Here is a 12,652-nt window from a genome sequence, read left to right as displayed (position 1 = left end):
CCCCCGTACGCGCCCCCCGCCCCGGCGGGATCGAGCGCGTGGGGGAGGCGGTCGTGCGCCAGGTGCTGGGAGCGACGTTCGTGCGCGAGGAACCGTACACGGCGCCGACGAGGTTCAACTGATCCATGTACGACGGCATCGTCCAAGACCTGATCGACGAGTTCGGCCGCCTTCCGGGCATCGGACCGAAGTCGGCGCAGCGCATCGCGTTCCACATCCTGCAGACGCCGACCTTCGACGTCGCGCGTCTCTCGCAGCTGCTGGGCGAACTGCGCGAACGGGTGCGCTTCTGCGAGATCTGCGGAAACGTCAGCGAGCAGGAGCGTTGTGCCATCTGCCGCGATCCGCGACGAGACCAGACGTTCATCTGCGTCGTCGAGGACGCCAAGGACGTCTCCGCGATCGAACGCACCCGTGAGTTCCGCGGGCTCTATCACGTGCTCGGCGGCGCGATCAGCCCCATCGCGGGCGTCGGGCCCGAGGATCTTCGCATCGCGCAGCTCATGCAGCGCCTCGCGGACGGCACCGTGCAGGAGGTCATCCTCGCCACCAACCCCAACCTGGAGGGGGAGGCGACCGCGACCTACCTCAGCCGGCTGCTGCACACCCTCGAGATCCGTGTGACGCGACTCGCGTCGGGACTGCCGGTCGGCGGCGACCTCGAGTACGCCGACGAGGTCACCCTCGGCCGCGCCTTCGAGGGCCGCCGGAGCATCTGATGTCGCCGGCGGTGTCCGGCCGCGCCTGGGCGCTCTAGCCCGGTCGCGCGCAACCTCTCGTGCGCGAGATCGACCTCCCGCGTTCACCCCGCCGACCCGTCCGCGTCGCCTGCAGCCGACACTCTTCCTTCGCGGCCGAGTGCACGACTTCCGGTGTCGCGAAAGGGAGCATCATGTCCGCGCGTCTTCTCTACGCGCACTTTCCCGCGGCCACGCACCCCTCCGCCCTCGAGTGGATGCGCGTCGTCGCCGAGATCGCGGCGGGCCGGCCCGGCGTGGGACCGTTCCTCACCGGTCAGGACGTCCTGCCGCCGGCGCCCGCGGTCGCATGGCGCCTCGTGAGCGAGAACCGTCGCGAGATCGCCCGCGGATGCCGCCTGTTCGCCGATGAGGCGGCGGCGCGGGCCGATCTCGCGGTCGTGCTGCGGGATGCGGCCGCCTTCGAGATCCACACCAACCCGGCGCCGCGGCTGCGCAGCACGGGATGGTTCGTCAGCTCCGGCGGGGCACTGGTCATGATGGGGGCACGCCGCTACGAGAAGAGGTCGGCGGCGGAGAGCGCGGCGGTGCTGGCGGTGCGTCTGATGCGCGAGCTCGCCGCGGCGGGTGAGCCCGTGCTCGCGCGCCCGGAGCCGACGGATCCGCTCATCCTGCGATGAGCGATGGCCTGATCGCGGACCGGTTCCACCTCCGCCGACTGCTCGGCAGCGGGGGGACGGCGTCCGTCTTCGAGGCCGACGACGTCGTCGGCGGCGGCGTCGTCGCCCTGAAACTGCTGCACCCGCACCTCGCCGTCGGCCCCGCCGTGTGGGAGGCGTTCTTCGAAGAGGTCCGGGCCGCCCGCGCGATCGCGCATCCGAACCTCGCGGAGGTGTACGACGCCGGGGTGGACGACCGCGACCCGCCGGTCGCCTGGATCGCGATGGAGCGCGTGGACGGCGAGACGCTCGCCGATCACGTCCGCGAGCACGGGCCCCTCGAACCGTGGGCGGCCGTCGCGCTGATGGGCGCCGTGCTCGATGCGCTGCAGGCGGTGCACGACGGCGGGGTGGTGCACCGTGACCTCACTCCCGCCAACATCATGCTCGACGCTCGTCTGAGCGCCGATGCCGGCAACGCGGACGCGTTCGCGCGGAGCGTCCGGCTGCTCGACTTCGGGCTCGCGGACATCCCCGGCCGCACGACCCTCGGCGCCGACGCCCTGCTCAGCGCGGACGACTCCCGCACCGCGGGTGTCGTGGCGAGCGTGCCCTACGCGTCGCCGGAGCAGCTGTCCGGCGCCGCCGTGGGGGAGGCGAGCGATCTCTACCAGGCCGGCGCCACGCTCTGTTTCGCCCTCACCGGCTCGGCGCCGTTCGCCGGCGATGCGCGCGCGGTGGTGCGCGCCCACCTCACCGCTCCGCCGCCCGTGCCCTCCGCACGGCGGCGCGGCATCCCGCGGCCGCTCGACCGCGTCGTGACGACCGCGATGCTCAAACGGCCCGAGGACCGGTACGCGGATGCCGCGGCGATGGCCGCCGCCCTCGCCGCCGCCGTCCCCGCGATCGGTGTCGCCGCGGACACGCCTCCGGACGAGGCGGGGGAGCAGACGGCGCGGACCCGCGTGTACCGCACCCGTCTCGCGGGCGACCCCGTGACGCCCGCCGCTGCGGCGGGGAGCGCACCGCCGCCCGCCGTGACCGCGGCCCGCGGCGCGTGGCGGGCGCCCCTGGTCGCTGCCGTCCTCATCGCCGCGGTGACCGCCGCCGCAGGCCTGTCGGCGATGGCCGCATCCACGAGCGCTCCGCCGGCCGCCTCGCCGACGGCCCCGTCCGCGACCGCGTCGCCGTCCGTCGCCGCGCCGCCGACACCGACGAGCGTCGCGGTGGTCCTCGTGGGGGTTCCGCAGCTCGGGGGGCTCGGTCTCGCCGAGGCCACCGCGGCGCTGGAGAGTGCAGGGCTCGCCGTCGGCGACCTCGCGCGCGTCGACGGACCGGCTCCCGCCGACGTCGTGCTGGAGTCGTCGCCGGGGGCGGGGGAGCGTGTGCGGGAGGGCTCGCCCGTGACGCTCCGTCTCGCGTCGGGGAGCAATGCGATCCCTGCGGTGGTGGGGATGACGCTCGCCGACGCCCAGGCCGCCCTCGTGTCCGCGGGGTTCGCGTCGCGGACGGCGGTCGCCGGCGCGGGCCCCTCGGGCGTCGTCTCCGCGTCGATGCCCTCGGCAGGCGAGCGGACTCCGGTCGGCACGGTGGTGGTGCTCTCGATCCCGGTCGAGACCGTCGCGACGCCCACCCCGTCGGCATCCCCGACGCCGGTTCCGACACCGTCGCCGGCGGTCACCGACCCGCCCCGTCCGTGACCTTGCGCGCACCGTCCCGAGCCGTCATCTCCCGCACGGCGAGGCGTAAGACGGCGGTCATGAAACGACCGATCCTCGTTCACCTCGTCCCGCCATCCTGTGACCGCGGCGTGCGTCCCGAGCGCCCCGCAGCGCGCGCGGCCCGGATCCACAAGCGTCGCTCGACATCGCGATCCGCTGACCGATTCGGCCCGCCAGGGAGGCGCCATGACCACTGACTCCGTGACGGAGGTCATCCCGGCGCCGACCGCGCCGACCCCGCGGCCGCTCACCTCCCGCCCGGTGCAGGCGGACCGCATCTTCCGCGCCGTCTGCTACACGGCCGGCGGGGTCACGGTCGCGATCATGCTCGCCGTCGGCGTCTTCCTCTCCGGGCGCGCCGGCGAGGCGCTCGCGCGGTCGGGGCCCGCCTTCCTGTGGACCCAGGAATGGTCGCCCGAGACGGGCGAGTTCGGCATCGCGGCCGTGCTCTTCGGCACCGTGACCATCGCCCTGATCGCCCTCACCATCGCCGTCCCCCTGTCGCTGTCGACGGCCCTGCTGATCAGCGAGGTGGTGCCGGGATCCGTGCGGCCCCTGCTGATCTCGCTCGTCGATCTGATGGCCGCCGTCCCGAGCGTGGTCTTCGGGCTGTGGGGCGTGTTCTTCCTCCAGTCCAACGTCATCCCCATCTCGCAGTGGATCTCGACCTACTTCGGCTGGATCCCGCTGTTCGCCGTCACCGACGACACCGGCGCCCGCATCACGGATGCCGGGGCCTTCACCTCCTCCGCGTTCATCGCCGGCATCGTCGTGTCGCTGATGATCGTCCCGACGCAGACCTCCGTCATGCGCGAGGCGTTCTCGCAGGCGCCTCTCGGCGAGCGCGAGGGCGCGCTCGCCCTGGGCTCGACGAGGTGGGGGATGATCCGCACGGTCGTGCTCCCGTTCGGCCGCGGCGGCATCATCGGCGGAACCATGCTCGCCCTCGGTCGGGCGCTCGGCGAGACGATCGCCGTCGTGATGATCATCTCCCCGATCTTCTCGATCAACCCGCAGGTGCTGAAGACGGGGACCAACTCGGTGTCGGCGCTGATCGCCCTGCGCTACGGGGAGGCGAGTCAGTTCGGGCTGTCCGCGCTGATGGCCGCCGGGCTCGTGCTGTTCATCATCACCCTGATCGTCAACTTCACGGCATCCACGATCGTGGCCCGCAGCCGTTCGGGAGCGGAGAGCAACTGATGACGATCCTCGAGACCGCCGCGCCGGAGCGCGCGGAGAGCGCCGCCACGGGGCGGACGGCCGTACCGCACCGTCGCGACGAGGTCGCCGCTCGTCGCGATCTGCGCAGCGTCCCCCTCGACGACGCGTTCAACGTGTGGGGTGCGGTCGCGGCGGGCCTGGCCATCGCCACCCTCCTGTTCGGATGGCTGACGCCCATGACGGGCTTCGTCGGGTGGCTGATCATCTCCTTCATCGCGTTCCTGGGCGTGTACGGCGTCCTGTCCGCCCTGCGCGCCGACCGCCTCACCGTCAGCGAGCGCATCATGACCGCGCTCTTCTACTCGGCGGGCGCCCTCCTGCTCGGCGCCCTGGTCTTCGTCCTCGGCTTCACCGTCGTGCGCGGCGTGCCCGCGTTGATCCATCCGAACTTCTTCGTGGAGACCATGCGGCTGGCGGGACCGCTCGAACCGCTCAGCGTCGGGGGGATCGCACACGCGATCGTCGGGACGCTGATCCAGATCTCCATCGCCCTGGTGATCACGATCCCGCTCGGCATCACCACGGCGGTGTTCCTCAACGAGGTCGGCGGGCGTTTCGCGCGGTTCGTGCGGACGATCTCCGATGCGATGACGGCGCTGCCGTCGATCGTGGCCGGACTGTTCATCTACGCGGCCGTCGTCACGCTGGTCACGCACCAGCGCTCGGGGTTCGCCGCGGCGCTGGCGATCAGCGTCATGATGCTGCCGATCATCATCCGCGCCTCCGACGTCGTCCTCCGCCTCGTGCCGAACAATCTGCGCGAGGCGTCCTACGCGCTGGGCACGACGCGCTGGCGCACGGTGTGGAACGTGGTCCTGCCGACGTCGCGCTCGGGTCTGGTCACGGCCGTGATCCTCGGCACCGCGCGCGGGATCGGTGAGACCTCGCCGGTGCTGCTGACCTCCGGGGTCACGGCGGAGATGAACGTCAATCCCTTCACCGGCCCGATGATCTCCCTGCCGCTGCAGGTGTTCGACTTCGTCAAGTCGCCGGAGCCGAACATGATCGCCCGCGGCTTCGGGACGGCCGCGGTGCTCATCATCCTCGTCCTGCTCCTCTTCGTGATCGCGCGCGTCATCGGCGGCCGGGGAGCGGGCGTCCTCTCCGACCGTCAGCGGCGCCGCGCGTCGCAGCGCTCGCGCGACGACCTGCTCCGCATCGAGCGTCGTCGCGGCTCCGCACGCGTGACCCCTCCGCTCGCCGCCTCTCACCAGGAGACATCGTGACCCGTCGACTTCGCCTCCTCGTCCGGACCGCGGCTGCGGTCTCGACCGTCGTCGCCCTCTCGCTCGTGTCGGTGCTGCCCGCCGGCGCTGCGCCGTCGTACGTCGCGATCTCGGGCTCCGGGTCGACGTGGTCGCAGAACGCGCTCGACCAGTGGCGCCGCAACGTCGCCAACAACTTCGCGATGACGGTGAACTACTCCGGTACCGGGTCCTCCGCCGGTCGCACCGACTTCATCAGCGGTCGTGTCGACTTCGCCGTCAGCGAGATCCCCTTCCAGCTGACGCCGGACAACCCCAACGACGCGCCCGAAGACCCCTCCGGTCGGCCGTACGCCTATCTCCCGATCGTCGCCGGCGGCAGCTCGTTCATGTACAACCTGAAGATCAACGGCAAGCGGGTCACGACGCTGCAGCTGACCGGAGAGGTGATCTCCAAGATCTTCACCGGAGCGATCACCACGTGGAACGACCCGGCGATCCAGTCGCTCAACCCCGACCTCGCTCTTCCGAGCCGTCCGATCACCCCCGTGGTGCGCTCGGACGGATCCGGCTCGACGGCGCAGTTCACGCGCTGGATGGCGACGCAGTACCCGTCCATCTGGACCTACCGCATGACCTCGCAGTTCCCGACGATCAACAGCACGTTCAAAGCCCAGAACGGGTCTCTCGGTGTGTCCGGGTACGTCAAGCAGGACTACGGCGAGGGGGCGATCACCTACGTCGAGTACTCCTACGCGCTCAACGCGGGCTTCCCCGTGGTGCGCGTGCAGAACGCGGCGGGCGCCTTCGTCGAGCCCACCGCCGCGAACGTCCAGGTCGCCCTGACGCACGCGAAGATCAACACCGACCAGAGCTCGCCCGACTACCTCACGCAGATCCTCGACGACGTGTACAACGCCCCCGAGGCCGATGCGTATCCCGTCTCGAGTTACTCGTACATGATCGTGCCCACAGCGGTCGGCGGCGTCTTCACCGATGTGAAGGGGTTCACGCTCGGCGAGTTCCTGAAGTACGTCGTCTGCGAGGGGCAGAACCAGGCCGCGACGCTCGGCTACTCGCCGCTGCCGATGAACCTCGTCCAGGCGGCGTACGACCAGATCAAGCGCATCCCGGGAGCGTCCGTGAGCGGATTCGATCCGTCCACGTGCAAGAACTCCGGCGCGCCGGCGAACGATCCCGGCAGCGGAGCGAGCGGCGGCGGCGGCGACGGCTCCGGAGGCGGCGGGGCCGCCGCTGGGGGGGGGGGGGGCCCCCCCCCCGCGGCGGGAGGAACGGCCGCGGCGGCCGGGGCGGCGGCATCCGATCCCGTCTACGACGCCAACGGCAACCTGGTCTCCGGGGCGGCAGCCGGCGGGGCGCAGGCGGTGTCGAGCCCGTTCACGCTCGCGTCCGACGCGTGGGGGGTGCCGCAGACCACGATGCTCGTCGCCGGGGGACTCCTGGTCGCCGCGGTCATCCTGCCGCCGCTGCTGTCGCGACGGCTGCGGAACGATCGACGACGCTGAATTTTCCCTTCCGGTCTGGGGTTTGACCGCGTTCGAGCGTTCGGTACCCCGACGAGTCGCCTCGTTCCCAGCTCGTTCATCTCGAATCCATAGCGCGCTTCTAGCGTGATCACGTCGCGCGAGAGATCGCCGGCGATACCCGAAAGAACGGTTCCAGGATGCTGCGTCCTCGACGGCGGACCCTGCTCGCCTCCACGGCCAGCGGCTTCGTGACGGCCGCCCTCGTGTTCACCCTCGTGGCGGGCGCGAACGTCGCCCTCGGCTCGCCCGCGCAGGCGGCGACCCCGGCGTCCTCTGCCGTCACCGTCACCGCCGCCGAGCAGGATCGCGACCTCACGCACGCGCCGATGCCCGACCTGGCCGTGACGGTCTCGCAGACCGAGAACCTCGTGGCGCAGGGTGTGCGCGTCAGCTGGACCGGCGGCAAGAAGTCGGTGGTGTCCAGCGTGAGCAGCGGTGGCGAGAACTTCCTGCAGATCTTCATGTGCTGGGGCGACGACCCGACCGACTCCTCCCGCCCCGACCGCACCACGTGCCAGTACGGGGCTCCGGGCAACATCGGCGCGTCCCGCGACGCGTACCGGGCCTCGGGCACCGCCCTCGCCGACGTGCCGAAGGAGGATCAGGCGTACACCGCGCCCGGTCTCGCGAGTTTCCTGCCCCCGTACACCGCGATCCCGTTCGTCGCGCGTGACGGCAAGCGCGTCGACGCGATCAAGACCGATCCCACGACGGGGGCGAAGTCGCGCGATCTGACGGTCGATCTGAGCACCAACGAGTTCTTCACGTCGTACACGACGAACGAGATCCCGTGGGCGGGCTCGGGGGACGACGGCAGCGGCTCGGTGTCCTTCGAGGTCCAGACCCTCGCGCAGTCCAACGGGCTCGGCTGCGGCACTCCCGTCGTCCACGACGGCGTCACCACCGGTGCCAGCTGCTGGCTGGTCGTGCTGCCGCGCGGCACCGCCGACAACGGCGCCTCGAGCATCTCGCAGTCGGGCCTGTTCATCGACTCGTGGAGGCATGCGCTGTCGATCAAGCTGGACTTCGAGCCCGTCGGCAGCAGATGCGAGGCGGGCGCGAAGGAGCACCAGCTCGCCGGCAGCGAGCTCATCTCCTACGCCGCGGGCTCGTGGCAGCCGGCCGTCTGCAAGCAGGCGTCCGGGGGCGTGTACTCGCTTCTCACGGTCCCCGAATCGGATGCCGTGACGGCCGCCGCGACCACCGACGACGCGCCGCTGGCCCTCACCTCGTTCCCGCTCGCCGCAGACGGCGGGTCGGATCCGCTCGTGTACGCGCCCCTGGCCATCAGCGGCATCAGCGTCGCGCTGGCGATCGACCGCTCGCCGGACCCGTTCCTGCAGGACATCCCGGAGAAGTACCTCGCGGCGGCGCACCTGCCGTTCACCTCGGTGAACCTGACGCCGCGGCTGCTCGCGAAGCTGCTGAGCTACTCGTACCTGTCGTCCCTTCCCACCGGCGCCGACACGTCGTACATGGGTGCCAAGAACCCCAGCAACATCACCAAGGACCCGGACTTCCTCGCCGTGAACGACCCGGAGTGGGCCGCGCAGGATCTCGCCGGACCCGCGATCGCGGACGTGATCGTCCCGCAGGGGCGCTCCGACGCCGCGCGCGCCGTGTGGGCCTACATCGCAGCCGACGACGACGCGCGCGCCTTCCTCGCGGGCGAGCCGGACCCGTGGGGGATGACCGTCAACCCCTGGTACGCCACGGACGCGGCGAAGAACAAGACGGGCAACGCCTTCTCGCTCGATCGCGACGACTTCCCGAAGGCCGATCCCGTCGAGTACGCCCCCACCAACTCCGGTCCCGTGAACCTCGTCACGTGGCGTCCGTACGCGTCCGACCTCGGCACGGTCTCCTATCTCACCCTCCGCGGCGACGGTCAGATCCTCGGCGGCTGGGATCCCTACGCGAGCCCGCCGCGCTACGCCAAGGCGTCGCGCATGGCGACCGGGTCGCAGGCCATGCTCGGGTTGACCAGCTCCGCCGCGGCCTCCCGGTACCAGGTGATCTCGGCATCCCTGCGAAATCCCGCGGGAAGCTTCGTCGCGGCCACCGGCGACGCGATGGCGGCCGCCGCCGCCGCGATGACCGCGGACAACGCCGCGGGCGCCGTCGTCGGGTTCCAGCCGGCGTCGCCGGAGGCGAAGGCCGCGACATCCGCCTACCCGCTCACGCTGCCGATCTACGCCGCCAACAACCCCGCGAAGACCACCGCCACGGTGCGGACCTCCTACGCCGCCTTCATCCGCTACGCCGTCAGCACGAACGGCCAGACGCCGGGCGCAGACGAGGGACAGCTCCCCGCCGGATACGCACCGCTGCCCTCCTCCTGGGTCGCGCAGGCGACCGCGGCCGCCGAGCGCCTGGAGACGTACGCCCCCGCCACCACCACGGCGCCGCCCACGACCCCGGCCGCCGCGGCTCCCGCGCGACCGGCCGCCGCGGCGGCTGCTGCGGCTCCCGTCGCGGCTCCCGCCGCCGCGGCGCCCACCGCGACGGGAGCGGCCAGCGGTGCGCTGGCCGGCGCCACCACCCCCGGCGACCCGGATGTCGGGGCCCTCGCCGCGGCCGTTCCCGCGACCGTCCTCGGCGGCGCCGCGGGTGCACTCATCGTCCCCCTGATCACCCGCTTTCGCCGGCGGGTCCTCTGAAGCGCGTCCCCGCGTCGCTTCTGCCTTCCACCAACGCAGTACCCGACAAGGAAACAGGAACACATGAAACTCCAGAAGTTCGCGGCCATCGGTGCCGCGGTCGGCGTCGCCCTCGCAGGCTTCGGCGTGAGCGCTGCTCACGCCGACCCCGTGACCGACGGCTACTCGATCGTCGGCTCGGACACGCTGCAGGATGCGGTCAGCGCCCTGGCCAACGGCACCAACATCACGGGCCCCTCGGTCAAGGCGACCGGCGCGGGCAAGGTCCTGGCATCCTGGGACGCCTTCGCCCTCGGTGTCACCGGCGGCGTCGGCAAGATCCAGACCAAGCCCTTCGGCCCGACCTTCGACCGGCCCAACGGCTCGGGAGCCGGTCGCAACGCGCTGCTCGCGTCGATCGGCGGCGTGGGCGGCAACTCGTTCACGTACAACAACGTCAACATCAAGGACCAGGTCGACCTCGCGCGCAGCTCGTCCGTCTCGGGCACGCAGGGCAGCGTCCTCACCTACATCCCCTTCGGGCAGGACGCGATCTCGTTCGTGTTCAAGGTGGGCGCCTCCGGCAGCGGTGACGCGGCCGCGGCCAAGGACTGGGTGTCGGGTCTGTCCTCCGCCCAGCTCAAGTCGATCTACACGTCCACCTCGGCCTCCCCGGTCGCGGCCGGCTCCTCGGGCTACGTCGTCAAGCCGCTCGCCATCCAGTCGAGCTCGGGCACCTGGACGACCTTCCTCAGCAAGATCGGCGTCACCAGCATCGGCAGCGGTGTGGACACGCGCAACAACTCGATCCCCGAGAACGACGGCACCGTCCTGACCCCGGGGACCGACGAGATCCAGCTGATCCCGGTCTCGGTCGCGAACTACATCGGCCAGGTCAACGGCGCCTCGCGCATCAACACCTTCAACGCGGCCACGCTCGTCGGCACCATCGACGGCCTGCCGAGCCCGTTCACCGGCACGCTGAGCTTCAACGGCACCGCCGGCACCAGCACGCTGGTCCCGAACTCCGACTTCTACAACAGCGCGAGCTGGGGTCGCACGGTCTACATCGTCGTCCCGACGGCGAAGCTCTCGGACGCGGGCCTCGGCGAGCTCCTCGACACCAGCTCCCCGCAGAGCCTCACCTACTGGGGCACCTCGAACTCCCCGGCCACCACCAAGGCCGTGAAGCTCAAGTTCGGTTTCGCCAAGCCCGTCGGTGACACCGTCACCCGCAACGGCTGATCCCCTCGTCGCGCAGACAGAGAAAGAGAACACGATCCTCATGAACACCAACACCCTCACCCGAGGACTGGTCGGCCTCGCGGCCGCCGCCGCCCTCGTCCTCGTCCCGACGCTCGGAGCGAGCGCGGCGATCGTCCCCACCGTCGGCTCCACCCACGACGTCTACCTGATCGATGTCGAGGAGGGCACCCCGATCACGGAGGGCGCGTCGCTCAAGTGGAACAAGGGCGTGCTCGCGGCGCCCGAGGCCAGCGACACGGACTTCAACAGCTACTTCTCGATCCCGGCCGGTGCCGACTCCGTCGTGAAGTTCATCTCGCCCCGTGGCAAGGAGGCCGACCAGTCGCAGTGGAACGCCTACGCGGCGCTCGGCTTCACCCCGAACCCCGGCATCCAGCTCCCCAACCTCCAGCCGAGCTCGCTGACCAGCAACGGTCAGGGCAGCCCGTCCGGCATCCGCTCGGTGTTCACCGCGGCGGGCTCCTACACCGGCGGCGAGTACTCGCTCGGCATCGCGTTCCTCAAGAACGGCGGCTCGCAGGTCGTCGAGACGGACTTCGTCTTCGTCGACGTCGTCGCGACGTCCGACTTCAACCAGGGCACCTGGACGTTCTCGACGCCGCACCCCGCCGTCGCCCCGACGGTGACGACGCAGCCCGCCGACGCGTCGGTGATCCTCGGCAACTCCGCGACCTTCACCGCGGCCGCGTCGGGCTCGCCCGCGCCCGCGGTGCAGTGGCAGTCGTCCACCGACAGCGGTGCCAACTGGGCGGATGTCGCGGGTGCGACCTCCGCATCGCTCACGGTCGCCAACACGACGCTGGCGAACAACGCAGCGCGCTACCGTGCCGTCTTCACCAACACGGCCGGCTCCGTGACGACCTCCGCCGCGACCCTGACCGTGATCGACTCGGTGCCCACCGAGCCGACCGGCTCCGACGCGCACAAGGTCACCATCACCGACCCGGCCGACGGGGCGAAGACGATCACCGTGCCCGCGGGCGTGGCCAACGCGAACAAGACGCTGCAGGCGTGGGCCTGGTCCACCCCGACCAGCCTCGGTCAGGTGACGACGGACGCCAACGGCGACGCGCTGGTGAACATCAGCGGCCTGCCGGCGGGGGCGCACACGGTCGCCCTGACGCTCCCGGCCGACCCCGACGTGCTCGCCTGGGGCACGTTCACGGTCCCGGTCGCCTCCTACCCCGACAAGACCGCCACCGCCGACGTGCAGGCGACGGTCACGGCGAGCGACCTGTGGTCGCTGAACGCGGAGAAGTCGGCGATCAACTTCGGCAACGTCGCGCGCAGCGCCACGGCGGCGACCCAGTCGCTCGGCAAGGTCACCGTCGTGGACGACCGCAACGTGCTGAAGGGCTGGGACCTCAACGTCGGCTGGACCTCGTTCACGAACGCCGCCAACGACGAGATCCCCGGCACGGCCCTCACGGTCACCCCGAAGGCCTACACCGGCTACACGCTCCTGGACGGTGTGACGCTCGGCTCGACGGGCACCAAGATCGCCCAGAGCGCCGCGGGCGTGTCCACCCTGACGAGCGGTGCGCTGTTCGACGCCGACCTCGTCTTCACCGCGCCCAAGGACGCGAAGGTCGGCGAGTACCACTCGACGCTGACCCTCACGCTCGCCTCCAAGTGAGTCGAGCCCTCCACTGAGAACCGGTGAGGGGAGGCCGCCTGCGGCCTCCCCTCACTGCGT

General features: G+C 71.3%; 9 protein-coding genes. All 9 read left to right on the top strand.

All coding sequences use genetic code 11. The features are described from left to right. The first annotated feature begins 125 nt into the window (after positions 1-125). The 9 genes from recR (at position 126) to AC1Q49_RS12530 (ending at position 12,592) form a co-directional block, all read left to right on the top strand. Positions 126-719 carry a recombination mediator RecR gene (gene recR / locus AC1Q49_RS12570; protein ID WP_060961043.1) on the top strand — a complete coding sequence of 198 codons (594 nt, stop codon included), beginning with the start codon at positions 126-128 and terminating at the stop codon, positions 717-719. A gap of 173 nt (positions 720-892) precedes the next feature. Beyond that, complete coding sequence (locus tag AC1Q49_RS12565) at positions 893-1,378, top strand: hypothetical protein (protein WP_492492519.1); 486 nt, start codon at positions 893-895, stop codon at positions 1,376-1,378. Further along, complete coding sequence (locus tag AC1Q49_RS12560; RefSeq protein ID WP_492492517.1) at positions 1,375-3,057, top strand: serine/threonine protein kinase; 1,683 nt, start codon at positions 1,375-1,377, stop codon at positions 3,055-3,057. The genes AC1Q49_RS12565 and AC1Q49_RS12560 overlap by 4 nt, the downstream gene beginning before the upstream one ends. A 207-nt stretch (positions 3,058-3,264) precedes the next feature. Beyond that, the gene (gene pstC / locus AC1Q49_RS12555; RefSeq protein ID WP_492492515.1) at positions 3,265-4,278 is read left to right on the top strand and encodes a phosphate ABC transporter permease subunit PstC; all 1,014 of its coding nucleotides are present in this window, start codon (positions 3,265-3,267) and stop codon (positions 4,276-4,278) included. Beyond that, positions 4,278-5,525, top strand: coding sequence for a phosphate ABC transporter permease PstA (pstA, locus tag AC1Q49_RS12550; protein ID WP_492492513.1), 1,248 nt, complete (start codon positions 4,278-4,280; stop codon positions 5,523-5,525). Before pstC ends, pstA begins: the two co-directional genes overlap by 1 nt. Then, a complete protein-coding gene (gene pstS / locus AC1Q49_RS12545) occupies positions 5,522-7,030 on the top strand; it encodes a phosphate ABC transporter substrate-binding protein PstS (RefSeq protein ID WP_492492511.1) in 1,509 nt (502 codons plus the stop codon). The genes pstA and pstS overlap by 4 nt, the downstream gene beginning before the upstream one ends. 158 nt (positions 7,031-7,188) lie before the next feature. Next, positions 7,189-9,711, top strand: a complete 2,523-nt coding sequence (locus AC1Q49_RS12540) for a hypothetical protein (protein WP_492492509.1) — start codon at positions 7,189-7,191, stop codon at positions 9,709-9,711. A gap of 63 nt (positions 9,712-9,774) precedes the next feature. Then, complete coding sequence (locus AC1Q49_RS12535; RefSeq protein WP_061782356.1) at positions 9,775-10,935, top strand: hypothetical protein; 1,161 nt, start codon at positions 9,775-9,777, stop codon at positions 10,933-10,935. Positions 10,936-10,975: 40 nt separating this feature from the next. Beyond that, entirely contained in the window at positions 10,976-12,592 is a 1,617-nt protein-coding gene (locus tag AC1Q49_RS12530; protein ID WP_191008062.1) for a DUF8696 domain-containing protein, read from the top strand. Positions 12,593-12,652: the final 60 nt, after the last annotated feature.

It is taken from the genome of Microbacterium sp. MPR-TSA4 (assembly GCF_058792815.1).
The sequence above is the reverse complement of the archived record's forward strand: the minus strand, read 5'-3'. Positions and strand labels throughout refer to the sequence as shown.